Annotated in this window: 25 protein-coding genes and 1 tRNA gene; 19 read left to right on the top strand and 7 right to left on the bottom strand. The window is 53.8% G+C overall.

The features are described 5' to 3' along the window. Nucleotides 1-42 precede the first annotated feature (42 nt). From RXV86_RS12890 to RXV86_RS12800, 19 genes are all read left to right on the top strand, one after another. On the top strand, nt 43-492 hold the full coding sequence (locus RXV86_RS12890) for a GtrA family protein (protein WP_316300448.1): 450 nt from the start codon (nt 43-45) through the stop codon (nt 490-492). After that, nucleotides 489-2,078 (top strand): NAD(P)/FAD-dependent oxidoreductase, encoded by a 1,590-nt coding sequence (locus tag RXV86_RS12885; protein ID WP_316300445.1) that lies wholly within the window; start codon nt 489-491, stop codon nt 2,076-2,078. The genes RXV86_RS12890 and RXV86_RS12885 overlap by 4 nt, the downstream gene beginning before the upstream one ends. After that, entirely contained in the window at nt 2,059-4,005 is a 1,947-nt protein-coding gene (locus RXV86_RS12880; protein ID WP_316300444.1) for a hypothetical protein, read from the top strand. The genes RXV86_RS12885 and RXV86_RS12880 overlap by 20 nt, the downstream gene beginning before the upstream one ends. A gap of 163 nt (nt 4,006-4,168) precedes the next feature. Beyond that, nucleotides 4,169-4,690 carry a hypothetical protein gene (locus RXV86_RS12875; protein ID WP_316300442.1) on the top strand — a complete coding sequence of 174 codons (522 nt, stop codon included), beginning with the start codon at nt 4,169-4,171 and terminating at the stop codon, nt 4,688-4,690. Between the two features lie 10 nt (nt 4,691-4,700). Then, the gene (locus tag RXV86_RS12870) at nt 4,701-5,201 is read left to right on the top strand and encodes a prepilin peptidase (protein ID WP_316300439.1); all 501 of its coding nucleotides are present in this window, start codon (nt 4,701-4,703) and stop codon (nt 5,199-5,201) included. 102 nt (nt 5,202-5,303) lie between these two features. Next, nucleotides 5,304-6,977: a TadE/TadG family type IV pilus assembly protein gene (locus tag RXV86_RS12865; RefSeq protein WP_316300437.1), complete on the top strand. Its 1,674-nt coding sequence runs from the start codon at nt 5,304-5,306 to the stop codon at nt 6,975-6,977. 341 nt (nt 6,978-7,318) lie between these two features. Next, a complete protein-coding gene (locus RXV86_RS12860) occupies nt 7,319-7,531 on the top strand; it encodes a hypothetical protein (protein ID WP_316300435.1) in 213 nt (70 codons plus the stop codon). A gap of 341 nt (nt 7,532-7,872) precedes the next feature. Further along, complete coding sequence (cpaB, locus tag RXV86_RS12855) at nt 7,873-8,991, top strand: Flp pilus assembly protein CpaB (protein ID WP_316300433.1); 1,119 nt, start codon at nt 7,873-7,875, stop codon at nt 8,989-8,991. A 109-nt stretch (nt 8,992-9,100) separates the two neighbouring features. Then, complete coding sequence (locus RXV86_RS12850; protein WP_316300431.1) at nt 9,101-10,540, top strand: type II and III secretion system protein family protein; 1,440 nt, start codon at nt 9,101-9,103, stop codon at nt 10,538-10,540. Beyond that, nucleotides 10,518-10,724 (top strand): hypothetical protein, encoded by a 207-nt coding sequence (locus tag RXV86_RS12845; protein ID WP_316300429.1) that lies wholly within the window; start codon nt 10,518-10,520, stop codon nt 10,722-10,724. The genes RXV86_RS12850 and RXV86_RS12845 overlap by 23 nt, the downstream gene beginning before the upstream one ends. Before the next feature lie 120 nt (nt 10,725-10,844). Beyond that, a complete protein-coding gene (locus RXV86_RS12840; protein WP_316300427.1) occupies nt 10,845-11,297 on the top strand; it encodes a pilus assembly protein in 453 nt (150 codons plus the stop codon). Next, complete coding sequence (locus RXV86_RS12835; protein WP_316300425.1) at nt 11,291-11,935, top strand: TadE/TadG family type IV pilus assembly protein; 645 nt, start codon at nt 11,291-11,293, stop codon at nt 11,933-11,935. The genes RXV86_RS12840 and RXV86_RS12835 overlap by 7 nt, the downstream gene beginning before the upstream one ends. Continuing rightward, nucleotides 11,935-13,095: a hypothetical protein gene (locus RXV86_RS12830; RefSeq protein WP_316300424.1), complete on the top strand. Its 1,161-nt coding sequence runs from the start codon at nt 11,935-11,937 to the stop codon at nt 13,093-13,095. Before RXV86_RS12835 ends, RXV86_RS12830 begins: the two co-directional genes overlap by 1 nt. After that, the gene (locus RXV86_RS12825) at nt 13,092-13,655 is read left to right on the top strand and encodes a L,D-transpeptidase (protein WP_316300423.1); all 564 of its coding nucleotides are present in this window, start codon (nt 13,092-13,094) and stop codon (nt 13,653-13,655) included. The genes RXV86_RS12830 and RXV86_RS12825 overlap by 4 nt, the downstream gene beginning before the upstream one ends. Nucleotides 13,656-13,671: 16 nt before the next feature. Then, nucleotides 13,672-15,084, top strand: a complete 1,413-nt coding sequence (locus RXV86_RS12820) for a CpaF family protein (RefSeq protein WP_316300421.1) — start codon at nt 13,672-13,674, stop codon at nt 15,082-15,084. Between the two features lie 3 nt (nt 15,085-15,087). Continuing rightward, the gene (locus RXV86_RS12815) at nt 15,088-16,050 is read left to right on the top strand and encodes a type II secretion system F family protein (protein ID WP_316300419.1); all 963 of its coding nucleotides are present in this window, start codon (nt 15,088-15,090) and stop codon (nt 16,048-16,050) included. Nucleotides 16,051-16,085: 35 nt separating this feature from the next. Next, nucleotides 16,086-17,006 (top strand): type II secretion system F family protein, encoded by a 921-nt coding sequence (locus tag RXV86_RS12810; RefSeq protein ID WP_316300417.1) that lies wholly within the window; start codon nt 16,086-16,088, stop codon nt 17,004-17,006. Between the two features lie 633 nt (nt 17,007-17,639). Then, the gene (locus RXV86_RS12805; protein WP_316300416.1) at nt 17,640-18,863 is read left to right on the top strand and encodes a glycosyltransferase family 87 protein; all 1,224 of its coding nucleotides are present in this window, start codon (nt 17,640-17,642) and stop codon (nt 18,861-18,863) included. Nucleotides 18,864-19,064: 201 nt separating this feature from the next. Continuing rightward, the gene (locus RXV86_RS12800; RefSeq protein WP_316300414.1) at nt 19,065-20,132 is read left to right on the top strand and encodes a hypothetical protein; all 1,068 of its coding nucleotides are present in this window, start codon (nt 19,065-19,067) and stop codon (nt 20,130-20,132) included. Between the two features lie 356 nt (nt 20,133-20,488). On the opposite strand, the gene xerC is transcribed toward RXV86_RS12800, so the two are convergent. The 7 genes from xerC to RXV86_RS12765 form a co-directional block, all read right to left on the bottom strand. Continuing rightward, nucleotides 20,489-21,514: a site-specific integrase gene (xerC, locus tag RXV86_RS12795; protein ID WP_316300412.1), complete on the bottom strand. Its 1,026-nt coding sequence runs from the start codon at nt 21,512-21,514 to the stop codon at nt 20,489-20,491. A 492-nt stretch (nt 21,515-22,006) separates the two neighbouring features. Continuing rightward, nucleotides 22,007-22,219 carry a MerR family transcriptional regulator gene (locus tag RXV86_RS12790; protein ID WP_316300410.1) on the bottom strand — a complete coding sequence of 71 codons (213 nt, stop codon included), beginning with the start codon at nt 22,217-22,219 and terminating at the stop codon, nt 22,007-22,009. Nucleotides 22,220-22,307: 88 nt separating this feature from the next. Continuing rightward, entirely contained in the window at nt 22,308-22,961 is a 654-nt protein-coding gene (locus RXV86_RS12785) for a hypothetical protein (protein WP_316300406.1), read from the bottom strand. After that, nucleotides 22,948-24,150: a tyrosine-type recombinase/integrase gene (locus RXV86_RS12780; protein ID WP_316300404.1), complete on the bottom strand. Its 1,203-nt coding sequence runs from the start codon at nt 24,148-24,150 to the stop codon at nt 22,948-22,950. Before RXV86_RS12780 ends, RXV86_RS12785 begins: the two co-directional genes overlap by 14 nt. Nucleotides 24,151-24,312: 162 nt before the next feature. Further along, a tRNA-Arg gene (locus RXV86_RS12775) sits at nt 24,313-24,389 on the bottom strand. An 88-nt stretch (nt 24,390-24,477) separates the two neighbouring features. Further along, nucleotides 24,478-24,753, bottom strand: a complete 276-nt coding sequence (locus RXV86_RS12770; RefSeq protein WP_316300401.1) for a hypothetical protein — start codon at nt 24,751-24,753, stop codon at nt 24,478-24,480. A 66-nt stretch (nt 24,754-24,819) separates the two neighbouring features. Then, entirely contained in the window at nt 24,820-26,235 is a 1,416-nt protein-coding gene (locus RXV86_RS12765) for a HAMP domain-containing sensor histidine kinase (RefSeq protein ID WP_316300398.1), read from the bottom strand.

Here is a 26,235-nt window from a genome sequence, read left to right as displayed (position 1 = left end):
CTAAATCAATTTCTTACGTTTCCTTTGACTAGGGCCCAAAGCATGTTTTTCAGGTTTCTGATATTCTCCGGTCTGGCCGCGGCAGTGAACCTTGCCACTGGCGTCTTGCTCTACGGGTATCTGGGTTTTAACGACTCCTTTGGCTATGCCGCTTCCGTCGCCATCGCTTTCATCGCGGGTATGGGCGTCAGCTTCACATTGAACCGGGCCTACACCTACGATTCGTCCGGCCGTCCGCCGCAGGAGGAGTTACGCGATTTCTTCTTGGTTTCTCTTGGCGGATTGGCCTTGACCACGGCTTTGGCACATCTGTTTTTGAACGGCTTACGCGTCCAATTCACGGTAATGTCTCTGCCAGTATCCCTGGAATTGGCGGCTCATGTCATGGCTGTCGCTGTAACAGCTTTCTATTCCTTTTTTGCACATAAGCATTTCAGCTTTCGCCGTGCCAGCGCGGCGGGCTTGCCGACCGCGGCCCGAAACAGAACATGACGCAAAAAACCGCCATTATCATTGGCGCTGGGCCAGCTGGGCTGACCGCGGCGTACGAGCTTGCTACGCGAACCGATATCCGCCCTGTCATCTTTGAAGCTGACATCCAGGTCGGTGGCATTTCGAAAACCGTCAATTACAAGGACAACCGCATCGACATCGGTGGGCACAGGTTCTTTTCCAAATCCGACCGTGTGATGGATTGGTGGACGCACATTCTACCCCTTCAGGCGCGTTCAAGCGACGAGGACGGCCTGATAATCACCTATCACAATCGTCAGCGTGATTTGTCAGAGCCAATCGGAGGCCCCGATCCCGAGCAGGTGGACGCGGTGATGCTGGTGCGCGACCGGACGTCCCGAATTCTGTTCGGTCGCAAACTCTATGACTATCCGTTGAAGTTCAACCGCCGGACCTTCGCCAATCTCGGGCTGGCACGCACACTTAGGATCGTTGCAAGTTACGCGAAGGCACGGCTTCGGCCGATCCGGCCTGAACGCACATTGCGCGACTTCATCGTAAATCGCTTCGGAGAAGAACTTTATGCCACCTTCTTCCGCGACTACACGGAAAAAGTCTGGGGTGTCTCCTGTGAGGAAATTCCAGCTGATTGGGGCGCGCAACGGATCAAGGGCGTTTCGATTTCCGGCCTGATCCGCAACATGCTGCGCAAACTAAAGCCGGGCAAGGCATCGTTGTCACAAAAAGACACCGAGACCAGCCTGATCGAGCGTTTTCTTTATCCCAAGTTTGGGCCCGGCCAGCTTTGGGAGGAAGTCGCAAAGAAAATTGAACGGCACGGAGGCACGTTGCACCTTGAGACGCGCGTGACCAACGTGTCGCATGACAAAGGCCGAATTACCGGGGTAACCGTACAGGGACCTGACGGTTCAACCCAAGAGATCACCGCGGATTACTTGTTTTCCTCGATGCCGGTGCAGCACCTGATCGGCGGCCAAAGGCCCCCTGCCCCGCCCGCTCTGCTCGAAATCAGTGAAGGGCTCAGCTACCGGGATTTTCTGACCGTCGGGCTGCTTTTGAAGCGGATCGACCTGGGCGGCGGCGCTGACGGGCACACGCTGGCCGAACGGGTGCCAGACAACTGGATCTACGTACAGGAATCCGACGTAAAGGTCGGGCGGCTGCAATTGTTCAACAACTGGAGCCCCTATCTGGTTGCCGATCCCGCAACAGTTTGGGTCGGATTAGAATACTTCGTCGACGAGGGTGATGCCTTGTGGTCGATGGAGGACGAAGCACTCAAACGCTTGGGGGCCGAGGAATTGCAGAAAATCGGCGTCGCGTCTGTGAGCAACGTGCTGGATGGCGTGGTCGTGCGAACACATAAGGCCTATCCGGCCTATTTCGGCACCTACGCTCGGTTTTCGGAAATCGAAGAGTATACCATGTCGTTTGAAAACCTGTTTTGCGTGGGCCGCAACGGTATGCACCGCTATAACAACCAGGACCACTCTATGTTGACCGCAATGATGGCCGTCGACGGGATCGTCGAAGGGCGCGACGTGCGCCGGGACCTTTGGCAAGTTAACACTGAAGAGGAATACCATGAAAGCAAAGGAGGCTGACAGCTCAGCTAAACTGGATTCGGGCTTTTCAACTGCCGCCTCCCATGGCCCCAAACGCAATTTGCCTTCGGCACAGTCGGACGTCGTTTATATCATCGCCTTGCTGGTTCTCTTGCTCGCGACCCGCCCATATCCTGGCATCGTTCACGACGCCACGCTCTATGCAGCGCAGGCTCTGAAACAGTCGGACAGTCATGAGCTCGGCCAAGACCTATTCTTTCGCTATGGGAACCAGGGAAGCTTCACACTGTTCGGAAAAATCCACGCTCCATTGGTCAGTGCCATCGGATTGGTTGGCGCCAACCTGCTTCTGTGGATTGCCGGTCTGGGTTTGTGGATTAGCGCACTCACACGCTTGGCACAAAACATGCTCCCGCGTCGGCAGATGGCCTACGCCGCCGCAGGCTTTGCTCTTGTTCTCAGCCCCGGGTACGGCAATGCGATACTCTCATATGGTGAAAACTTCGTAACACCGCGCCTATTCGCAGAATCCTTTGGGATGGGGGCGATGGCGCTTCTATGGCAGGGAAAGCGCCTGATGGGCATTGCCGCGCTTTTCTTTGCTTTAGTGTTGCACCCGTTGACGGGGCTGGCTGCGCTAACGGTTGGCAGTTTGATTGTGCTTGGTACCCGGCAGCGTCTGGCAATCGCATTGTTCGGCCTGGTGATAGTCGTTGCGCTGGCTGCTCTCGGGGTTGCTCCGTTCACTTGGCTGTTCCAACAGTTTGACCCGGAATGGTATCGGCTCTTACGGCTACGTGACAGCATCGTCTTCCCCACCGGCTGGAACTTCTCTCTGGCATTTGCGACCGTGTTGCTGCCAGCAACATCGCTTTTGATGTCCGCCTTCGTCGCACCCCCGATAATTGCCCGGTTTTCCATGGGCCTTCTGGTTCTCGCACCCACTTTGACGGCTATCTCGATTGTCGGCTCGGATATTCTGGCAAACCGGTTGATCACATCCCTGCAAATTTGGCGGGTACTGTTGTTCCTTTCCTTGTTCGGCAACATGATGGTCGTGGTTACTTTCACAGCGGACCGTCGCCATCTTCGCAGCCGTACCCTGATTGCTGTCGCCGTGGTATTTGCAATCGTAGAAACGGCCTATGGATTGGTGACTCTGGGTGCGGCGACCATTGCGTTCGGGGCTTTGGTTGCCTTTATGTTTGAGGTAACGCGCGATCGGCCATTGAAACTTTGGCACAGAATACTCGTTCTGCTTCCTGCCGTTTGGGGCGGTGCACTGGCGTTATCGATCATTGTCTTGCAATTGATTTCGGACTCCTCAGGCATCGGGTGGGCAGAAGCGCTTGCACGGTTGATTTTCATCGCTCTTGCTTTGATGGTGCTACTCTTGCCCGAACGACCAGCCGCAAAACGGCCCGCAATCTTGGCAGGCCTATTGTTAGGGGGTGCCATTTCGATCGCGATCATCGATGACCGCAGCGAATCCGAAAAATTCGTAACCTCGTCCACGCCAATAGATCTTCAAGCACTGACGATGATGAGCGGTCGCACGGTCTATTGGGAAGGCAACCTTCCGGTTCAATGGTTCAAAATGCAAGTGCCGGCGTATTTCGGCTGTCGTCAAAAAAGCGGCATCTTGTTCTTCCGCGATCAAGCCATGGAATTCGAACGCCGCGCCAAAATCTTGCGCCTTCTCAACACGTCAGACTTTGATGAAAACCCAGTAGCGCGCTGCCCTGACAAATCAGTCCCCACAGCGCAGGGCCCTCAGGATTGGGGCCAGATCGCAATGGTTTGCAAAGCTTTGCCGGAGCTGGGCCTGCTGGTTCTGCGTACCGCCGTTGAGAACCCTCGCGTGGAACCTTTCAGGTTTACCTTGCCCATAGCAACGCACCGGGATGAGTCCACAACTTCATACTTTCTGTATGATTGCGGCGCAATTCGCACGGCTTTTCATTGATCCTTGCTCCAGATAGCAGGAATCCCGGTGTGGGAATGATGCAACGGGCCATAAACATGCCGTTAAAACAAATAGCGTTGCCCTGGAAGCATGTGCTACCTCCTCTCTATGTCGGTCGCGCACAGAAGCGATCAACACATGCGATCCGTTGGGGCATATAGTCATGAGACCTTTTATTGCATTGGTTTGCTTCATCAGCCTTGCGAGCTGCGAGAATGTCAGCTGGGCAGAATTGACAGGCTTCGGTGACTCTCCGGCGTCTGCTAAAGACACTTCAAACCTGAGCTACTACCCGGATGACGATCTTCTTGTGTCCGCCAAGGTCCAGTTCAAAGAAGGGAACTATGGCAAGTCCTTCCGGATGTTCAAAAGCGCTCTTGATGTGACGCCCAAGGACCCTGCCGCATTGCTTGGGTTTGCTGCCAGCGCAGACATGCTTCGCAAGTTCGACCATTCCGACTTTGCCTATCGCTCTCTCAAACCAATTATCGGCGGTCGTATCGAATACCTTAACAACTATGGTTATTCGATGCTTCTACGAGGGGAACTGGTGCAAGCCCGGACGTATTTCCTCAAAGCATACGAGAAGGATCCGTCCAATCCGGTGACGGCGAACAACCTCGAACTTCTGCGCAACTCAGTAAATTACCCCAAACGTGGACCTGGCCAGCTGAAAGGCATTTAAGCCATTGTCAGTGCAATGGCTGGTTTATACCTCAGTTGTAACTCAGGTCGTGGTCGCGGTGCTGTTGTTAGGCATCGCAAGGCATGACGCTAAGCACTTCAAAATACGCAACAAGGATGTGCTTGTCCTGCTGGCGCTTTACCTGCCTGCTCAAGGTCTTTTGTTCTTTCCTGCTTTGACAAGTGATCTGTTCGCCGGTGTGCTGCTATTCGCCCTCGGGTTTACTATGTGGCTCCTGCGATCCCTCGGGGCCGGCGATGCCAAGCTGATGTTTCCACTAGGTCTGCACATTGGTTATGCTGAATTAGCGACTTTTGCCGCGATACTTTTTGTCTTTTCCGTTTTTTTGTACGCTGCCATACGTCTTGCCGCTTTTTCCAACCTTCAGTCGGGATTGGGAGGCAAGCTTGCACAGCTAAAGCATGAAGGTCGCGTGCCCTACGCAATTCCACTTTGTGTCGCTGCCGTTCCGGCAATCCTGTCGCGAGCCATCTGGACCGCCGGAGCTTGAAAGTATGACCCTACGATGCGAGTATATTAACTGCGGAAAGAGCTGATTTGCAGGTTTCGCTGGCTTTCGCGGCGCCACGACTGTTGTTCCGGGAGATTTATTATGAAGTTTTTGCGCGACCTCGAAGATGGATTTGTCCTCATTATGTCGCTGATCATCCTGCCGGTCTTTCTCGGCTTCGGCCTCATTCTGATCGACGTAGGGCGCGGCAATAATGCACATGCGGATCTTCAGACGGTGGTCGATGCGTTGGCTCTGACCGGCGCACGTGAACTTGACGGCTCGAGCAATGCGATGACCAACGCACGCAACGCAATGACCGAATTGCGCAATCCAGTTTCGATGCTGACCGTCTCAGGGTCAACAACGCAGGCGGTGACCTACAGCGTCGGCGATACCCGCTTCGAAGTTGTCTTCCTTACAGACATTCCCGCCAGCGACGACACTCCGATCACCGCCGCTTGGAAAGCCGCCAATGCAGCCTCCACAGGAAGCGAGGCGAACTACATTTACGTTCGTGCATTTGACCGGAATTCCTTCGCCCTCGACCTCATCTTCGATGTACTGAGCTTTTTTCAATCGGGCTCGAACCCTGTGCCGGGTTCATTGCCAATAGGTGCCTATGCCGTCGCCCGGTCGGATTCGAACATCTGCGATATCCCGCCACTCTTTATGTGTAACCCATTTGAATATGTCGGAGGCATTTACGACCCGGACGAGATTCAGGAGCGTTTCAATGCCGGGGATTTGCATGGCCGCATGATCCGGCTCCATCCTGGCGGCGGATCAACCGCGTTTCCCGGTAATTTCGGGTTTCTCCAGGTTGCAGGCAACCCAAGCGCAGATGACATACGCGACTTTTTCGCTGGCGGCTCAGTGCCGGCCTGCTTTGACGATGCAACCATTGATACCGCGCCCGGGGCGATGACATCGGTGGCGCAAGGGATCAATGTCAGGTTTGACGTGTTGCCGCAAAACTATGGCAATCAGCCTCTCGGATATTACCCGCAGATTGCCGAAAATGTCCGCAAGGGCCACACGCCGCCGACCACCGGAGGCAATGCCGACTGCACGCCAACTAGCGCCCACGCCTGGGGTGATGATCACATATTTAATCCGGACAACCCATCCAACTGGACCGACACAACACTGGGTGAAAACGGCGATGATGACGGCGTCTATGGGTTTCCGGACAACGACGTGATGGCGCATCCGCAGACTAAAACCGGGACAACAGGAACACCGGGTGCCTATGTCGGAACCAATTCCGATTGGAACCTGCAACGATACCTGGATGTGAACTATGGTGTCGGAACATATAGTGAGACAACGCTGTCCACCTCGATCACGTCGTTCGCAGGGCGCCTCGCGTCGCGCTATGACGTCTATCGTTGGGAAATCGCCACCGGCAATAGCCTGCTGAACGCCAGGTCACCGGGCCCTACCCCCCCCAACGACGGTGAGGTTGGTTTGCCCAACTGTTCGGCGGGCGGCGGGCTTCAGTCTATCACCTCGATTGACCCGACGGCAGATCCACGGGTTCTTCCACTAGCAGTGGTCGATTGCGGAGAGCTGCAAAGCAACATTACCGGCGGTGGGTCTTTGAGCGATGTTGTGGTGAACACCTATGTCAGCGTGTTTCTGACCCGCCCGATGGAAAACTGGTTCCCAAGTGGGGAAAGAACCATCGATGTCGAGGTTATTGACATTGCCGGCTATGGCGGTAATGGAACGCTTGAAACCTTCGTCCGTGATGAAGCCGTTCTTGTTCGATAAACCGATTCGTTTTGATTTAGAGAATCAGCCCATTTTTTTAAAATCCACTAAAGATAATTCAAAAACAACCGCTCGCAACCCTTACGTGAACTTCAGCGTTCCAATTAAATACCCTGGCGCGTCAAATGTTTACTGATTGGGCTCAATCCCCCTGTATGCGAGCTATTAAGCACATAACTCGCGTAATACGTTATGGGAAAGTTAATTCCCCGTTCCCATTGCGGCAATTCTGTGGCACAAATATGGTCTGATTTGTCGAACCGGCAGCGGCAATTGGTTGTTTGGTTTAGCATTTTCATCAATGCGTCGCATGTGGACGTATGTAGTATTGGGAGACTGTTATGAACAAAGTTACCGCGTATTTTGTTGACCTCATGATCCGCTTTCACAGCGAAGATGAAGGCATCGCACTGAGTGAATACCTGGTGGTGCTCGGCCTGCTCATCGGCGGCGTTATCGCAGCCGTTCTGCTTTTCGGCCAGCAGCTCAGCCTCGCATGGAGCAACTGGGCCAACTGGATTGGCACGGCTCTGGGCAACTCGCCTTCGACCTAAGGTCGAAGCGTAGGGCGTGCGCCTCATCAGGCTTGAAAACCTATGTCGACACCCCGGCCTGTTTTACCGGGGTGTCGACATTTTCGACCTGCAAAAGATAGGCACTGTTGGAAAAACAACCCATTTCCGCATTTAGTTGGCTACTTGTAAGGGTGATTTCTTCTTTGTGATTGACCAAGCATTCACGTGCTGAGATTGTGCAATTAGTTCAATAAGAAACCGCTTAGCGGTCAACTGTATTTGTGATTGGCCAAGCATTCGCGTGCTGGGGTTGTGTAGCTAGTAAATAAAAAACCGCTTAGCGGGCAACTGCATTTTGGAGCATGTAAGTGCGGTTAACTATGATAATAAGTCTGCTGGTCGCCGTTATTCTGGCGGGACTGGCCGTATACGGCACACAGGATTGGTTGGCGTCTCAGCGTCAGATCTTGACCAATGAGGCTGGGCAAAGCCAAAAAGAGGAAGATGCCGCCGAAAAAGCGACATTGGTGGTGTCAAATGAAGTCCTCGCCTTTGGCGAGAGGCTTACCCGAGCCAAACTTCGTGAAATCGAATGGTCCAGTCCGATCCGCCCTGACGGCTCGTTCGAAAAGATCGCGGATCTGATCATCGACGAAAGCGAAGAGAATGCCCGCTTTGTGCTGGCAAACATGACCGTCGGGGAACCCATTCTCTCGACCCGCGTCACGTTGCCTGGTGTTCGGGCCAAGCTTTCGACGCAACTCACCCCCGGAATGAAGGCGATTTCCATCCGTGTGAATGACGTGCTCGGCGTCGCAGGTTTCGTTCTGCCGGGTGACAGAGTCGACATCCTTCTGACCCGTGGTGGCCGTGGCAACAATTACGTTGATGTTCTTCTTCAGGGCGTCAAGGTTCTTGCCATCGACCAGATTGCTGATGATAGGAAGGACCAGCCAAGCGTTGTTCGCACGGTCACTTTCGAAGTAAGCACACAGGAAGCCCAGAAACTGGTGCTGGGTGCGAATGTTGGCACGCTTTCGCTGGCGTTGCGCAATGTAGCATCCACTGAAACTGGTCCGATTGAGCGCGTTACACTTACAGACCTTAGTGATCCTGAAGTTGCCGAAGGTATGAATCAGGCGACTGCAAAGGCCGAGAAGGAAAAGACCGAAGCGACCGTTGTGGTGGCCCCCGATAACGAACGTCTCGATCATCTCGAGACGCTTTTGATGAATATGTCCGAAGGCATCAGCAATCGGCTGAACAGCGTCGAGGAAAAGATGCAACAACCCGAACCGCGCGTGGTTGAGGTTGAAAAGGTGGTTGAGATCGAAAAAATCGTCACCCCCCCGCCAGCGCCAAAGCCTGAGCGTGTGACCGTCGGTGTGATCCGCAATGGCCAGCGCAATGAATACAAGGTAAAAGTAGGGGAAATTAACGATCTGTTGGATGCGGGTGTTGAACCTGTCCAACTGGATGGTACGAGCACAGAAGACTAATCCACCGGCTGATCTCAAGTGAGTTCGGACAGCGTGGTTGTTTCGGAGTAAGACAAAAAGGCAAACGTGTTTGCCTATGGAAAAACGAAGAGCGGATAGGCTGAGAAGCATGAAACAGCAATCAAAATCGAAGAGCAGGCGTCTTCCAATGGTTCACTTGTTCCACAAGTTCTCTTTCTGGTTTGTCGCCAGCGTTCTGCTCGTGACTGCCAGCGTGCAGGCACACGCACAGACGAAAGAAATCATCATCGATGATGGCGTTGTGTCGAAAATCGCTATCGCACCTGGTCAAACAATCACCGTGAAGACAAATCAGACCTTCGCCGACATTCTGATCGGGAACTCTGATGTCATCGACGTGTTCCCACTCACGGACAATTCACTGTACATCCAAACGAAGAAGACAGGTACGACAAACGTGACGCTCTACTCGGTGGACAAAAAGCTTCTCGAGGTCATCGATGTGCGCGTACGCGTCGATTACTCGGAACTTGAACGGGTGATCAGCCGTGCAGTTCCAAGCGCGCAAATTGACGTGCTGAATGTGAACAACCGCATTCGTATTTCGGGATTGGTCCGCGACAATGTCGACAAACAACGCGTGCTCGAAATTGCCAAGCAATTCAGCTCTGACCCGGTGGTCGACGCCATCAAGGTGAAAGCGGCACAACAGGTTGAACTGGACGTGCGCATTCTCGAGGTCAACCGGGATTCGGGGCGGGCGCTGGGTGTTGAACTGGATGCAACCAATTCAGCGGGATCAGGACTTGCAACAGGAACACCAGGTACGACAACAAATGGCGCTCCTTTTGGTACAGTGGTTGGACAACTGCTCAGCATCTCCGGGCGGCAAGTCGATGTTGTCATCAACGCTCTGGAAAGCAAGAACGCCGTTCGCAGATTGGCAAATCCGAAACTGGTGACCACAAGCGGTGTCCAAGCAAATTTCGTCGCAGGTGGCGAAGTGCCGATCCAGACTGTAGACGCCGATGGGAACATAGCCACAGAATATCGTGAATACGGGATCAGGTTGAATTTCCTGCCGTATGTTCTCGATGATGAACTAATTCGCCTTGAGGTGCGGCCTGAAGTCAGTGACATTGACCAAACCGTAACGTCCGGTAATTCCATCGCGTTTTCGCTTACCACTCGCAAGGCCGAAACGACGGTTTCGCTGCGCAATGGGCAAAGCTTCGCTATCGCGGGGTTGCTTTCGGCCAATAACTCGCGCAACGCGCGTCAGGTTCCGTGGCTTGGGCAAGTGCCAATTCTCGGCGCATTGTTCAGTTCTAGAGGGTTTCAAAAACGCGAAACTGACTTGGTCATTCTAGTGACACCGCGATTGGTACGCCCGGTTGGGCCTGATCAGCCTCTGAAGTCACCACTTGACGGTGCACGCTCAACGGATGATGTCGAACTGTTTCTCATGGGAATGTTGGAAGTTGACCGCAAGATGCTCAGGCGGTTCCGAGAGGGCCATGGGGTTGTCGGACCGTATGGCCATATGATCGATCTGGAGTTTGAAGATGGCGTTATCAAGAAAAAATAAGCTGGCAATAGCGGTTTCAGGCGTGGTCGTTCTGCTCGCTGGCTGCGATAATCCTGATCACACCAACAACTGGGACACTTCTTCTGCGCGATCGGGAGATGCGACGGCTGCAAACACGTCGATTCAAGAAATCCAAACGTGGCCGCCGGCGGCTTATAAAACAACGGTTGGTTCAGGCGGCTGAACTGACCTCTTTTCTGACGTTGATGTGTCGCAGCCTTCGGCTCGTTTGCGGCTAAATTATTTTTGTACAGAGAACGAATAATTCTGAGAGAGTGTTGTGCCCGAACCTGTGAAGCGTAGCATGAGAAAGGACGAACGGGGCGCAGTCCTGATCGAGGCGCTCGTCGCCTTTCCCGTTTTGACCATCCTTTCTTTCGGGTTGCTCGAGTTCGGCAACCTCATGTGGCAGCGACAGCAACTGCAGGTCGGTGTACGCGACGCCGCACGGTATTGGTCACGTTGTCGACCAGTGTCGCTAGATTTTGCCTCGACCTGTAACCAAGTGACAGCTCGAAACATTGCCTTCTTTGGTAATCCAAATGGTGGCGGCAATCTTCGTGTCCCGGGATGGAATGAAGCAAGCGAGATCACATTTTCCCCTGCAAAATCAGGTCTTTCGAGTTTTCCAGAACCAGACGATATCGTAAAGGTAACAGGAACCGTGACCTACCTTGGGTCACCAGCTTTTAGCGCGTTACTTAGTAACTCGATCACGATCACGGCTTCAGCAGAAATGAGGTCGATAGGATGGTGAATCTGAAGTTCCGCAGGGAGAAGTTCACATCCGGTCAGTCAGGGCTTGCCATGACCGAAGCCCTGATCGTCATTCCTCTTCTGATGCTGGTGTTTGGCGCGATGGTCGAATTCAGCGCAATGGTTTTTCAATGGAGCCAAGTCGTAAAGGCCACGCAAATTTCAGCCCGCAGAGCTGCGGTCTCTAGCCCACTGACAGATATCAGTGCACTGAGCAACTATGGTACCGGGGCAGTAGTCAGCGCCCCAATATCTCCTCCTTTTCCTGCGCCAATTTCATGCGGTGCGGGGACAACTGCCTGCGACTCGACCCAATTGGATCGCCTCTATTACGGCAGCGATAATAACTGCACTGACTTTGACCCCAATGGCGTTGTCGGGTTTTGTGATGTGGCCTGGTTCGTCCCGAAATCCAGCATACGTGTGACCTATTCCCGCTCCGACCTTGGATATGTCGGACGCCCCGCAGGGCCTGTTGTCACTGTCACTGTTGAAACACGAAACCTTTACTTTAACTTTTTTCTTCTCGATCAGATTATGGCGTACTTCGGACCGCTTGGCATGCCTGCCGGCATCTCTATCCCGCCCCACCCTGTGTCCATGACCAGTGAAGATCTGTGCAGTGGAGTGTCATGCTAATGAACATGAAAACAGACGCCCTTGTTGTTGACCCCATGTCGCATGTCGTCTTGGTATCAAGCGATGGCGCAAGCGACTCGGAAATTGAAAAACTGATCGAAGCCTCGCCACGCCTTTTGCTTTCGCCGCTTAGCCAGAGTTCGATAAAGAACGAATTGACTCCGGATGCCGGCGACCTCCTTGTGGTGAACATTCAACATTTGACCGATGCTGAATTCCAACTTTTGTCAGATATCCGTGCTATGGTACCCGACATGCCGATTATCGTGACATCACAGGCCCTGGACGCAGATGAAACACGGCGCCTGTTCAAGTTCAGCATTCATGATTGGATTCCGAAACCAATCAATCGCCAGGATTTTTTGGACAGCGTCTTCAAGGGCATCCGCTCTCGCAAGGTGTTCAACAACAAGGTGCACGCCGTTGTGTCCTCGGTTGGTGGAGCCGGAGCAACAACGCTTGCCATAAGCATGGCCGATATCGCCGCAACACGGATGTTTCGAAAAGATTCTGTGGCCTTGTTCGATCTCGATTTTTCGCTCGGTAACTGCGGTTACTCACTGAACCAGAAGAACAACTACAACCTTGCCAGCGTAGCTGCGACACCGCGCAGAATCGACGCGGAATTCATTAGGGTGATCCAGCAGAAACATGATCACGACTTCTTCCTGTATTCCTTCAAACATCCCGAGTTGAATGCAGAGGTCAATTCCTACGAACTGGTTCTGCGAATGCTGGACGCGGTTAGCATAGAGCATGACCAGACTTTCCTCGATATCCCATACTACGAAACGGAATGGAAAGACGACGTTCTGTCAGCCGTGAATACTTGCACACTTGTAACCGAGCTCAATCTCCCGGCGATAAAGCACACAATCGACATGATCGACCGCATCCAAAACCTACGGGGGAACGATTTCCCGTTGCGCGTGGTATTCAACAAGTGGGAGGCCAGCCTGTTCGGGCAGCGGATTAGCAAAAAACGGATCAAAGAACTATTTGGTGACGTCCCGTTTTTTTACATCCCGTCAGCCACCAGTCAAATCGGAGAGGCCGTTGACCGCGGCGTGCCCCCAAGCGACATCTCAGCGCGGTCAAAGTTCATGCGCGCCGTGAGCAAGTTCATGAAAACCTTGGAGCTTGTCGAGGTGGAGACATGAAATCCTACACACAACTGAATAGGCGCCAATTGGCTCTTGGTGCAGCAAGTTTTTTGTTGATTGCAGGCAGGACCAAGGCCGAAGACGCCCGTGTCCCGCGAAGTCATGGTAAACGAACCATGAAAATCGTTAGCTACACGAGTAACGAAGCACCGGGCACGATCATTATCTCGAACTCCAAACGGACGTTGCATCGCGTTCTTGGCGGTGGAAAGGCTGAACGATACAGCATCTCTGTAGGGCGTGACGGGTTCATATGGACCGGTACAACCTATGTTGGTGGCAAGAAAGAATGGCCTGGATGGCGGCCGCCTTCCGATATGCGGCGGCGCAGTCCCTCGCTCCCGGAATATGTACCTCCTGGTCCATACAATCCGCTCGGTGCCCGGGCTCTCTACCTCTACCGAGGTGGTCGCGACACGCTGTACCGTATCCATGGTACCAATAGCGCTGACACGATCGGTGGATATGAAACATCCGGGTGTTTTCGTCTGACCAATACAGACATCCTGGACCTGTACAAAAAAGTACGCTCTGGCACAAAAGTCATTGTCCGCTAAAGTTTAGGAGGAACTAATGGTCGGCCGCTTCTTCAAACACCAGCACGAAACAGCGCATACGCCACCGGCAGACAATGAAACCCCATTGGTCCTTGAGCCGATCGTCGAAGCCGTACAGGAAGAAGAAAAGGAAGCCTCAAATCTGAGCGACCACAGCGCTCCAGATTTTGTCAACGAACGCGTAACGCTGCACCGCTATCTGATAGACAAAATCAACCTGTCCATCCTTGATACGATGGAAGAAGACGAAATCCACGATGAGCTTAGACCGCTTGTCCGTTCCTACGCCAAAGAACAGAATTTTCCTCTGAGTTCGAGCGAACTTGAAGTCTTGATCAAGGATATTGGCGATGAGATGCTTGGGCTCGGACCAATCGAACCACTCCTTGAAGACGACAGCATCTCGGACATACTGATTGTTGGCGCTCAAACCGTTTATATCGAACGCTTCGGCAAGCTCAAAACCACTAAGGTTCGGTTTAAAGATGACGACCACTTGTTGCGGATCATCAACAAGATCGTCGCCTCTGTGGGGCGTCGGGTCGACGAAAGCTCACCACTGGTTGATGCCCGGCTTGCCGATGGTTCGAGGGTCAATGTCGCAATTCGCCCGGTTGCAGTTGACGGTCCGCAAGTGTCAATTCGGAAGTTTTCCAAACACCCCTATTCACTTGACAAACTGATCGCCAACCAAGCGTTGGCGAAGGGCATGGCCATGCTTCTTGCCGCTGCGGTAGAGGGCAAGATTTCGATCGTGGTGTCCGGTGGCACAGGCTCGGGTAAAACGACAATGCTCAACGCTTTGTCTTCTTACATCCCGCACGACGAACGCCTTGTCACGATCGAAGACGCCGCCGAATTGCAGCTACAGCAACCGCATGTGGTCCGCCTTGAGACACGACCGCCAACAATTGACGGACGCAACGAAATCGTTCAGCGCGATCTCGTGAAAAACTCACTGCGTATGCGTCCGGACCGTATCATCATCGGTGAGGTCCGTGGCGGCGAGGCCTTTGACATGCTTCAAGCAATGAATACTGGACACGAAGGTTCGATGTCGACGATTCACGCCAATAACCCGCGCGACGCTATTGCTCGACTGGAACAAATGGTCGGCATGGCCGGGATGCCCATGACGCAGACCGCGATTAGATCTCAGATCACCTCGGCCATCGACGTCATCGTACAGCTGGAACGGTTACGCGACGGCGCACGCCGGGTAACCTCGATCTCCGAGATTACCGGCATGGAAGGCGATGTCGTACAGTTGCAGGAACTCATGTACTACAAACGGCTTGGGGTTGATGAAAACGGCAAGATTCAAGGTGAGTTTCGCGCCACGGGTATGCGGCCGACTTTCCTCGAAGATCTTAAAACGATGGGGCTTAATTTGGACCAAAGTACTTTCGACCCGTCGAGGGCGCTCTGAGAAATGCTTAGTTCTCCCACAGTAATCTACGGACTTGTCTTTGCAGCGGTTCTGCTGCTCGTCGCATCACTACTGAGGCTCGTATTCTCTTCTCGGCGTAGTGCAGCAGATGTAAAAAACCGCCTGGAGGCTCTCAAACTCGACCATGGGGCAGAGGCAGCCTACACGAACCTACTGCTCCGCCGCGGAATAAATCGCGGCGCCGACGACGCCGATTTCATAGCGAAGCTGCGGCGCTACTATTCCCAATCAGGCCTCGAATTACCGGTGACGCGACGTGTGATAATCCTGACTCTACTTTGGATCGTCGGATATGTGGTAGGCGTCGCGGTATTGAAACTGGTACCGTTTCTGGCCATGCCTTTCGCCTTTGTCTTCATGGTAACCTTGGCGAGTCTCGCCGTTTACCGTCTGCGCGCAAGGCGCATAGCCAAGTTCACATCGCAATTGGCTCCCGGAATCGACATCATCGTACGTAGCTTGAACGCCGGGCACCCGCTCAATGCAGCCATTTCGTTGCTTGCACGGGAAATGTCTGATCCCATTGGGTCCGAATTCGGTATTCTGAGCGATCAGATGACTTTCGGTTCAGACCTCGATCAGGCGATGCTGAATATGATCGATCGAGTTGGCGCCCCAGAACTCAATCTGCTGGCGATCACCGTTAGCGTGCAGCGTGGAACAGGCGGGAATCTTTCTGAAATCCTGGAAAACCTGGCGCAAATGATCCGAGATCGAATGATGATCAAGGCCAAGATTCGGGCGATCTCGGCCGAAGGCCGGTTCACCGCATGGGTGATGATGCTTTTCCCTTTCGTCTTGTTCACGATGATCCGCACTTTGGTACCAACTTATTTCGACGAAGTCTGGGAGAGCGGCTATGGCGAAATCATTGTCACCGGATGTTTGATGTTCATGCTTTTCGGTTTCCTGATCGTCAGGAAACTTGTCAACTTTGATTTCTGAGCGAGACATGCCCAGCAGGCAATAGAGAAAACTCCATGAACGAAACACTAATCCTAGTTGCCACTTTTACCGCAGTTCTGCTGGCTGTTTTCTCGGTCATGTCGGTTATTCTTGGTCGAAGGGACGTTCAGCGAAATCTCGACTCGGCACGGAGACGGCGAAAAACCAGCGACGATATCGATGCACTTCTAGGTAGCGGCAACGAAGATCTTCGTTACTATCTCGACGTTGTTCGCAACGAATCCCCCGACAGTATACGCATGCGTCTGGTGCAAGCGGGATACTTTTCCAAGTCGGCCGTCCGTATTTTCAGCGTGATTCGCCTAATTGCTGTTTTGGCCGTTTTTTTTCTTGTTCAGTTTGTTCTTCCGCAGGTCGTTCCTGACGCGCCCACGACGGCAGTTCACGTTTTTAGCGCAATTGGTGGTGGACTGACATTCATCCTCTGCGGAATCTTCTTGGAACGAATGGGCCTGAAGAGAATGCGTGAATACCGCAAGCTGTTCCCGGACCTGATGGACTTGCTTCTGGTCTGTATCGATGCCGGGCTCAGCATCGACTCAGCGCTTGATCGCGTAACGCGAGAATTTCTGCAAACTGTACCGGACTTTGGAATTCAACTCTCGATCATCAACCTAGAAATTCGAGCCGGACGCTCACTCGACGAAGCACTCAGCAGTTTCTCTGAAAGGGTTAGGGTCGACGAGGCCCGCACGCTGGCCGTCCTTTTCCGGCAATCAAAAGAACTTGGTGCCGACGTCAGCCGAACCTTGCGCAGCTTTGCTCACGAAATGCGACAAATGCGGCTTGTGCGCGCTGAAGAGAAAGCCAATTCTCTGCCGATCAAAATGCTGTTTCCAATGGCGTTTTTTATGTTCCCAGTCAGCCTTATCATCGTTTTGGTTCCGATAATGATGACGATCATCAAATTGTTCATTCAACTGTCTCCGGGTTGATGGGGATCGAATTCACGTCGTCATCTCATCCTCCGGCAGCTTCTTCGACTTCTTACTCTCAGACTCCGAAACCTTTGGCCGCTTTTGCACGCGGCTCATGTCCCAGTGGCGCCATTCCGCGAGCTTTTCATGGCTGCCAGGCCGATCAAACTCTGGGTTGATGGGTGTATGGTTGTGGTTACGCGCGCAGTGCGATCCTCCGTATAACCGACTGCATAAACGGCAAGAACTGTGCCAAAGTGGAACAAAGCCGGGTCATGCCGTTGATCCTCCCCCAATGAAGTGGTCCGCCCCTATAGTTAGGAATCGGAGGATCACAGGGACTATACACGCGTCCCGAACTCTTGCGGTTAATCTGCCCGCTCGTTCTTTATTGGCTCCTAAGAATGATCAAGAAAGCTCACCGCGGCCAAATGAGCGATGACCCCTTAGTGTTTGTGGCAACAGACTCAGTTGGACTTGGTGTAGCTATGTTTGTGTAGCCATTACCTTCGCGGCTGCGTTTGAAAAGCTCCTTTAACCGGTCAGAATTTGCGCGACGTCACTCAAGAATAAGGGCAACATCTTAGATCGTTGACACAACCTCACATACGATCCAGTCTTAGTGGATAAATTTTCCGGTTCGAGGCATTTATGTGGATTCCTTATTTAACCCCGGCCCGCATCAGATCACACTCTAAAGTACTGGTGTTTGCGTACGCGTTGGGCGGCTTAATTGGCTACTTGCGACCATTTTTTTTCAAGAATTCCGATCTTGCTTATCCCACGGCAGACTTCGTATGCTTTTATGCCGCCGGAAGACTGGCGGCCCTTGGTCGTGCAAAAGACGCCTACGATATTTTCAAAATCCATGAAGTTTATTCCAGTGTTTTGCCCAATCAAATTTCTGGAGGAGGCTTAGGCTGGTACTACCCTCCAACCTTCTTTCTTCCATTGGACCCATTGTCGGGACTGGAGTACTTTCCGGCGCTGTTATCTTGGGTTCTTGTGACCGCACTGCTGTTTGCGATCGCTCTAAGGCCACTCCTCAACTCTCGTACGGAGGCATGGGTGATCGCTGCATCTGCCCCTGTGGTTTTTAACGCATTTGCCGGCCAGAACGGGTTGCTGACGGCGTCTTTGATCGTGTTACTGTACCGCTTCCTGCCTTCAAATCCAGCACTTGCAGGAATGGCGCTCGGCTTGATGAGCTACAAACCCCACTTCGGAATCCTTTTCATTGTGCTTGCAATGGCAATGGGGAAATGGCGTGTCATCTTCAATGCAACCATCACAACAGCTGTGCTGATTTTGGCATCAATTTACTTTCACGGCCTTGAACCTTGGAGGGCATTTTTTACCGAGAACCTGAAAAACCTGTCCGCTTTGCACAGCCAGGTGGGAAGTTTTAGCATGCCCCAGATTTCCTCGGTCTATTACTTTTCCCTTTCATTGGGTTTTTCTGTCAGCGCGGCAAAAGCCCTGCAAATAGCTTTCATCATACTTTGCGCTGTTTCGATCGTTTTCCTGGCGAAAAAAGGGGCGAAGTACAATCTTGTCTTCGCCTGCACGGTCACAGCGGCTCTCCCTGCAGCGCCTCACAACTTTCCGTATGATTGGGCTATACTAACCTTGCCCTGCTTAATCCTTTGGCAGGAAATCGAAAAAACCGGCGAACGAGCCTTTGAAAGGCTTACGATTCTGGTGTTGATGTTCGGAATAATACCGCTCTTCATACTTCCCCAGAATTGGCAGTTTTCGCCGGGGGCGGTATTACCTCTCACGTTACTTGTCCTTCTAGTTCGGCGAACGCGACAAAACCTGAATTCTGCGTGGGCAACCGCTGACTCTATTGGGGCGAAATCGCCGTTTTCTTGAGTTTCAAATCTTCAGAGAATGAGGTGGTCACAAATCCAAATGCTTGCAACGCTTTTTGTATGTTCTTAGCCTGAACAGGCATTTAGCACACCTTCCGGCAGCTCGAGCTTGCAGATTTCTGACTTCTGCACGTTTGGGCTTTAGGAATTCCTGGCCAAAAAGCGATTGAGACCGAAAAACCTCACCCCGCACCAAATCGCGTTGGCAACGATTCTGGTTGCGTGCTCCGTGTTCGTGGGTATCGGTTTTGTAGCAGACTTCCTGCTGGGCGGTCACCAATACAAACAGGGAGATTGGTTGATCAACACCTTAAACCAACCTGTTCGACGTGGGCCCATGGGATCAACCCTGATTTGGCTAAGTGATCAAATGGGAGTGGGATTGCTTGAAATCACAATATTGGTTCAGCTCGGGCTCTATCTGATTTTGCCAATCACCTATTGGCGTCTGGCACGTCGAGCAGACTTTGCGCCGTCCGCGCTACTGCTGGCTCTTTCGCCCGCGATGTACTTCCTGCTTTGGGCTGCGGTAGCCGGGGCTGCGGCAAGGAAAGAGATCTTTGCGATAGCCGCACTACTTCTGATTGGACTCTACATTGTTGAACGTAGGTCTTGGCTTCTGGTCAGTGCAACTGTTCTGCTGGCGGTCGGGGCTTGGGGACATCTTGTAAACGTCATGGTTCTTCCCATCGCTGCGGCGGTTTTGGCGATGCCTATAGTTTTGCAGGCAAGTCACTTACGCGAACCTGCCGAGGTTCGCGGATTTGCTCGTCTAGACATGGCCGCATTGGTGTTCTTGGCCACAAACGGGGGCGTTGCAACGCTGTATGCAATTGTTTATTCAAGCGTTCCCAGCGTTAGCGCGATTTGCGCGCCGCTTCTTGAGCGTGGGCTCGGTCCCGAGATTTGCGACGGCGCCATATCTTGGCTGACTTTGAATTCAGCCAAAGGTGCTCCACTGGTCGCAGACCGGTATTCCAGCTACAGCCATCTAACCCGGTCCTTCCTAATGATGTTTTTCGGCTTTCTGCCGCTCGGCTATCTACTCGCGCGCTTACCAAAAGAAGCCTTTCAAGCCCCTCTCACCCGAGGCCGAGCGATTGCGATTATCGCTGCACTAAGTTTGCCAATTTTGCCACTTTATCTCGTGGCCGAAGACTGGGAGCGCTGGATCGCATTCCACGTTTTTTGTGCTACCGTGTTCTTTCTACTATCCCTCCACCTGGATCTGATCCGTTTGTCGCCACGGTTAGAACGGCAAATTCTTTGATTTTTTGGGACGTTTCGCAGATGACCTCGTATTGTCAGCGCTGGTGCGTACATCGCGCACAGAACTGTCACACGGCTGTACAAAGCCGAACCACGAAGTTCTTTTCAGAGAATGTTGGCTTTCAACTTTGTGACCTGCCTATTTGGCAGTGGCAGAGAGTTACAAATTTCCGCGCTTTTTGCCCGCAGTTGCGGGCAGCCCCCAGATCTACGTTGGGCTCAGGTTGGGCTGTTGCTTCAATGGTTGCCAATGACCGCAGCACTGATACATAGTTGCGCCCTATGTCACAAATTATTTTGCTTTTCGGCCAGTTCGGTGAACTTGACCACTCCAAACTTCGGTCGGCGCCAAATCGCTCAAGCTAGCTTCGAAAGCTTGGCAATCTCCTCGACCTGCTCGCGGCTGGTCAGCCTGCCGTAATTGTTGAGCGTTGTAGCCACATCGGAGTGACCAAAATTCTGACTCCAGGCTTTGAACGCGCGCGGTGTGGGGCAGATGTCCATACCGACATGGGTCAGCATGTGGCGGAAGCTGTGCGGCCCATAGGCAGGCATGTGAGCGCGCAGGAAAGCTCCTTTAATGATTGTGCGCATGGATGCCGTTTGGTCCCAGTGGGCACGTGCGACAGTCTTGGAAACGAAGTGACCATTGACGTCAGTGCTGGTGAAGGTTTTTGGGAACAACGGATCTTCCGGCCCGAAGTACTTCCCGTCATAGAGATTCACCACCCAATCCACGAACGCCTGCCACACATCCGGTGCGTTGATGTAGAAGGCCGTCAGAAAGGTTTTAGCGCCTTTCGTATCCACGTCACGGGCATCTTGACTGACGGTCTTTTCGGCAAGGTTGATCCGCTTTAGTTTCAGTGAGGCTGTCGCCGTCACTCGTGCGCCTGTCATTAGGAAGAACGCAAATATCGCCTTGTCGCGACGTTGCAACTCGGCGTCGGCGGGCATTGCACGAAATGCCTTCAAAGAATGTTCCAGCAATGGATAAACCGGATCACGGTGCTCGCTGGCGATACGTTCTTCCTTGCGGCTCAGCCGATAGTAATTCGCATCACTCCAACCGATCCGGGATTTGTAACCCGGTTTGTCGGCAAGCCAACGTATGAACGTCCGGACATGGCGCATGTGGTTGGATTGGGTCGAGACACTCAGGGGCTTGCCAGACCGGTTAGTAGCTTCTGCCAACACCTCCTTGAACCGCTCAGGCCAGGTCAGGTTGTGGCGTTTGAAGTCCTTGTAGCCCATGGCTGTCTCGAAGAAGGTCAAGGATGCAGCCGCCTTTTCGACCGATGCTTCGGATAGCTGTTCCGCCCCGCGTAGATAGGCGAAGTATTTGCGTTTGATCTGGGTGTTTTCCGAGTTGCGTTTTGTCATTTGTCGCACTCCTGCTCGAAGTATCAATGCCACTAGGGGGTGTCGGGGTCGTTTAATGTGTCTGCCCCTGACTGGTATGTGACATCCAAAGTGGTACTGAACTGGGGGAGTTGGTCTGTCTTGCAATACTTGACGATGTTGCCCTCGCAGGTTTCGCAGATGCTCTGCAAACGCCCCTGCCCGCCCCAATGGGAACGTAGTCGACCATCAGCAGGTAGGGCTTACGGTAACACTTGCACCGGAAACAGGCGAAGTAGTTCCACGGCGTATTCGTCGCTGGCGTTTCCCATTTCTGGGACTCTGACATTTGCCGTGCAAATGCGCGAAGATCGTGGCCCTCAATCAGGAATGGCTTCCTTTCCGCCAGGACGGGCATTCCATGTTTGACCCAATTCCGGATCGTCGCGACCGAGCAGTTCAGCGTTTTGGCTGCTTGCTTGATCTCGTAGGAGAAGTGAATCTTGACGCGCCGCCAATTGTATTTGCGTGCCATCAGTTGCGCCCCGCCCTGGAAGGATCAACGCGGTGGGCCTCCACCCAGGCGTTCAGGTCGGCGCCGCTATAAATAATCTTGCGGCCAAGCTTGATGTAGGGCGGCCCCATCCCCTTGTGAAGCCATTGGGCGAGCTTGTCGCGGTCGCCGATGATGTCCAGTTCCGGATCTCCCAGAACGTAGTTCCTGTCTTTCTCGAATATCTCGACCATAGTTGGGTGCCTCCTATTTGTTTCGGATGCGATCCAGCTTCTGGAAAATGCAGCGTTCAGCAATTGGCCGATTTGCAAACCTGCCAGGTCAAGCTATTGATTTTAAGCGAAAGAAAACTTGTTCACTTTCAGGAACGAAGGGCTTTTTGTTCTTGGAAGCACTCTCCGTCGCTAGTGAGAATCGAATCTCCTCGCCTATCTCGATGCCTGCAGCTGGTGTCAGGCCTTCCGCTTCGGCAACACGGATCCCAGCACCGAAATGAGCAACACCTCGGTAAGCCATCCAGTAGTTTCGCAGAGTATCTCGGTTGCGCCCACCTCGTATTCCTTTTGCCCTTAGCTCGCCCGACAGTTCCGCGAGAACACCTGTCTCCTGCGGGAACACGCCCTGCTTTTTTCCCGCTCGGATATTGTCCCAAATTCGCAGACAAATGGTCTCTGCATGCAACAAATGCTGAAGCCTGCCGTCTCGCGCCGCGCCTGCAATGAGACCAAAGGAATACACGGCACGAATCTGTGCCAATTGGTCCTCAGCCATAGTTCTGGCCGCCTGCTCGCTCGGCGAAAGTACGCCGGCGCGCCATGGCAGGCTCTCGGTTTGCGCGTTGAGCAATTCCGCGGCAAGCAAAGCCTCTGCGCCTTCGATGGCGCGCTTTCGCTCCCGGCTAGTTGGAGCGCTGAGGGCGGCGCGATAGCGAGTCACCATGACATCGAGGGGAGATTTGACCTCAACCACGAACATTGATGTTTACGACCGTCCCGGTCGTTCCCGTAACAAAGGTACTCCAGCGTTCCATCAATACCCTTCGTTTTTCCAAGAGGTCTGAACGCGCATAAGCCTGCTCAACCTGTGACCCGATTCGGTGGGACAGACTCATTTCCGCTACCTCGCGAGGGGCATTTGCAGCTTCCGAGGCCCAGTCCCGGAAGGTCGAGCGGAAACCATGCACGGTCATCCCCTCAACGTTCATCCGACGCAAAAGCATCAGCATCGACATGTTGGACAGGGGTCGGTGGCGTTTTTGTCCCTTGAACACATAGTCGGACTGCATCGCTTTCAACGGCTCGACGGTCGCCAGCATTTCATCGGTCAATGGAACCCGGTGTTCCTCGCCCGTCTTCATCCTCTCCGCCGGGCAGGTCCACAAACGGGCGTCAAAATCGAGCTCACCCCATTTCATGCCCAGCACTTCACCGGTGCGAGCCCCGGTCAGGCAGGTGAACATCAACGCCTTTGCTGCCATCGCATTGCGAGTCTTTAGATCGGCATAGAAGGCCGGCACGTCCTGCCAGGCCATGGCCTTGTGATGCTTGGGTTTTTTGAGCACCTTGGGCAACACCTGTGCATCCTTGATCGCCGTGACCGGGTTCTCTCCTGACCGAAAGCTTTTAGACTTGGCCACGTCCAGCACGATCTTGATCCGTTGCGACAACCGACGCGCGGTTTCGTGCTTCTCGGTCCAGATCGGCGACAGGCACATCAGCACCTCGGGTTGACCGATACTATCCACCGGCATCCGACCAATCTTGGGAAAGGCATAGTCGCGCAGCGTGTTGATCCATAGCTGGCCATGCTTGGCATTTTTCCAAGTTGGCATCCGTTCAATGTGAACCTGTTGGGCGATTTCTTCGAAGGTGGGGGTTTCCTGCTTGGCATTGTAGCGCGGGTTCAAGCCCTGCTTTGCCATGCGGCGATACTCCAACGCCCGTTCCCTTGCCTGGTTCAGGGTAACGATGTCCGCACCGCCCAATCCGAAGTCTGTGCGCAGCGGACCGCCGTTCTTGTTCTTCTGTCCCTTGACCACAACGCGCACGATCCATCGCCGTGCACCGGAGGGATCGACAACAAGATAGAGGCCGCCGCCGTCGCCGTGGCGCCCAGGCCCCAGATTCTCTACCAGTTTCTTGGTTAGCTTTCCGGTCAATACCATCGCGATTCATACCACATTCTATACCACTTAATGTAAAAATACAAACCACAGCGAAAGAAATCCAGTGCAGTTCCATTCCTCAAGAATTGAGGAGAAATCACAATAGAATCAATTCTCTAACCAAGCGAGAACCATTCAAAAAACATTTCAATGAGGGTGAGGTGGCGGACCGAGGAGGATTCGAACCCCCGACCCCCTGATTCGTAGTCAGGTACTCTATCCAGCTGAGCTATCGGTCCGTGGTGGCGTCAGATAGACCTGACGCGCTTCCATTGCAAGGGCAAAAAAGGGGAAGTTTGGAATTTAATTCGCGACTTTGCCATCGGTCTAATCGCTGTCGCCGTAGGTGCGTAGGCGCAGTTTCTGCAACCCGGTCAGGTTGGCGTCCTCTGGCGGCGCAGTAGCAACATGGGGTGTGTCCGACATGGCATCGCGCAGGGCCACTTCAAGCCGCGCTGCCCCGGGAACCCAGCGGGCCTCTTCAAGGAAGGCCAGCGCATCGGGAGGATTTTCCAGGCGCGACAGGGCCCCGGCAGTGACCAGAAGCGACAGGGCCAGGTAGAACCCAACCATTCCACGTGTCAGCGCTTTGACAACAAGCATTGGAACGACCTCACTGCAACGAGCCTTGTCAGTGTTTTCGATGCCCGTGGCCGCGTCAGGGCAGGATCATGGCGTTTTGCCGGCGCCTTCACTGCCCGGCTGGGCGATGTCGCCCGATGGCAGGGCAATGCGGAACACTGTGCCGGTCTCGTTGGTTTTCTCGAGCGTCAGGCTGCCGCCATGACCACGGATCAACTCGGCCGCGATAGCAAGACCAAGGCCCGTACCTTCCTTGCGGGTGCCGCCCTGGAAAGGGCGGAACAGGTGGTCACGGGCCTTTTGCGGCAGGCCGGGGCCGGTGTCGCTGATGATGATCAGCCAGTTTTCATCGTCCTCGCTTGCCGCGATGGAGATTTCGCCGGGTTGACCGGTTGCAACGATGGCCTGACGGGCATTGCGTACAAGGTTCGAAATCACGCGGTAAAGCTGTTCAGGGTCGGCGCGCAACTCCATCCCCAGTGGCACATCCTCGGACAGGCTGACATCGGCTTCACCAATCGACAGCCGTTCCGAGGCCAGCACGTCACCGACAATCTCATCCAGCCTTACCCATGTCAGGCGGGGCGCCGGTTCCTCGGCCTTGCCGAAGGCCAGCGTGTTTTCGCACAGATTCACCGCGCGGCTGATCGAGTTCACCAGCTTGGGCGCCATACGTTGCACCGCCGGGTCTTCGGACATCTCGATCCGGTCGGTAAACAGCTGGGCCGAGGTCAGGATGTTGCGCAGATCGTGGCTGATCTTGGCCACGGCGCTGCCCAGTTGCGCCAGCCGCTCTTTCTGTTTCAGGGCGCCGGTGAGTTGGGTTTCCAGCGATTGTAGCGCCTCTTCGGCCTCCCGCAGTTCGGTCACACCAGCGCGCGGCGTGATAATGCGACGGGCATCTTCTGGGTCGGCGGCATAGGCCTGGATGTCCGAGACGACGGATTTGATCGGGCGGACCAGAATGGCCCGCACAGCAAGGAACAAAAGCATCGCGGTGATGACCGAAATGACCGCCGACAACACCAAGATGCGCAGCCCGTAGTCGATCATCGCCATGCGCAGCTCGGCGGTTTCCATCGTGACCTCGATCAACAAACCCGCCTCGCGGACCGGGTTGCCCATGACGCGGATGACTTCCGCCTCGGTCGAAAACAGCCGCGACAGCGCATCTGCCATCAGGGTCGTGGCCGAGGCATCGCGCAGGTCAAAACTGTCCACGACGGGCTTGGGGATCGGGGCTGACAACATCAACTGCCGCGCCTCATCCCGACGCAGCACCACGTTGAAAACACCCGCGTTACGCAGCAGTTCCTCTTCCAGCGAGGCGTCGATCATGTCATCGGCAAGTAGGGCAAGGCTGGCAATCTGGGCCCGTTCGAGGCGCGACAGCAGAAAATCTTCACGGAAACGCGCAATCGAGGGCACGAAGATCAGGATCTCGGCCAGCATCACGAAGATGGTGGTCAGGATGAGAAAACGGCCCGAGAGCGTGTTCAGCAT

Source organism: Aliisedimentitalea sp. MJ-SS2 (assembly GCF_032586155.1).
GTDB lineage: Bacteria > Pseudomonadota > Alphaproteobacteria > Rhodobacterales > Rhodobacteraceae > JAWHTC01.
This window is presented reverse-complemented; position numbering and strand designations above follow the sequence as displayed.

Coding starts and splice junctions, on each gene's coding strand:
- RXV86_RS12820 (WP_316300421.1), top strand. CDS start 13,672: ATGGTCGGCCGCTTCTTCAAACACCAGCACGAAACAGCGCATACGCCA.
- RXV86_RS12780 (WP_316300404.1), bottom strand. CDS start 24,150: ATGGTATTGACCGGAAAGCTAACCAAGAAACTGGTAGAGAATCTGGGG.
- RXV86_RS12885 (WP_316300445.1), top strand. CDS start 489: ATGACGCAAAAAACCGCCATTATCATTGGCGCTGGGCCAGCTGGGCTG.
- xerC (WP_316300412.1), bottom strand. CDS start 21,514: ATGACAAAACGCAACTCGGAAAACACCCAGATCAAACGCAAATACTTC.
- RXV86_RS12805 (WP_316300416.1), top strand. CDS start 17,640: ATGTGGATTCCTTATTTAACCCCGGCCCGCATCAGATCACACTCTAAA.
- RXV86_RS12810 (WP_316300417.1), top strand. CDS start 16,086: ATGAACGAAACACTAATCCTAGTTGCCACTTTTACCGCAGTTCTGCTG.
- RXV86_RS12875 (WP_316300442.1), top strand. CDS start 4,169: ATGAGACCTTTTATTGCATTGGTTTGCTTCATCAGCCTTGCGAGCTGC.
- RXV86_RS12880 (WP_316300444.1), top strand. CDS start 2,059: ATGAAAGCAAAGGAGGCTGACAGCTCAGCTAAACTGGATTCGGGCTTT.
- RXV86_RS12860 (WP_316300435.1), top strand. CDS start 7,319: ATGAACAAAGTTACCGCGTATTTTGTTGACCTCATGATCCGCTTTCAC.
- RXV86_RS12785 (WP_316300406.1), bottom strand. CDS start 22,961: ATGTTCGTGGTTGAGGTCAAATCTCCCCTCGATGTCATGGTGACTCGC.
- RXV86_RS12865 (WP_316300437.1), top strand. CDS start 5,304: ATGAAGTTTTTGCGCGACCTCGAAGATGGATTTGTCCTCATTATGTCG.
- RXV86_RS12765 (WP_316300398.1), bottom strand. CDS start 26,235: ATGCTGAACACGCTCTCGGGCCGTTTTCTCATCCTGACCACCATCTTC.
- cpaB (WP_316300433.1), top strand. CDS start 7,873: ATGATAATAAGTCTGCTGGTCGCCGTTATTCTGGCGGGACTGGCCGTA.
- RXV86_RS12890 (WP_316300448.1), top strand. CDS start 43: ATGTTTTTCAGGTTTCTGATATTCTCCGGTCTGGCCGCGGCAGTGAAC.
- RXV86_RS12850 (WP_316300431.1), top strand. CDS start 9,101: ATGAAACAGCAATCAAAATCGAAGAGCAGGCGTCTTCCAATGGTTCAC.
- RXV86_RS12790 (WP_316300410.1), bottom strand. CDS start 22,219: ATGGTCGAGATATTCGAGAAAGACAGGAACTACGTTCTGGGAGATCCG.
- RXV86_RS12825 (WP_316300423.1), top strand. CDS start 13,092: ATGAAATCCTACACACAACTGAATAGGCGCCAATTGGCTCTTGGTGCA.
- RXV86_RS12840 (WP_316300427.1), top strand. CDS start 10,845: ATGAGAAAGGACGAACGGGGCGCAGTCCTGATCGAGGCGCTCGTCGCC.
- RXV86_RS12830 (WP_316300424.1), top strand. CDS start 11,935: ATGAACATGAAAACAGACGCCCTTGTTGTTGACCCCATGTCGCATGTC.
- RXV86_RS12845 (WP_316300429.1), top strand. CDS start 10,518: ATGGCGTTATCAAGAAAAAATAAGCTGGCAATAGCGGTTTCAGGCGTG.
- RXV86_RS12835 (WP_316300425.1), top strand. CDS start 11,291: ATGGTGAATCTGAAGTTCCGCAGGGAGAAGTTCACATCCGGTCAGTCA.
- RXV86_RS12815 (WP_316300419.1), top strand. CDS start 15,088: ATGCTTAGTTCTCCCACAGTAATCTACGGACTTGTCTTTGCAGCGGTT.
- RXV86_RS12770 (WP_316300401.1), bottom strand. CDS start 24,753: ATGCTTGTTGTCAAAGCGCTGACACGTGGAATGGTTGGGTTCTACCTG.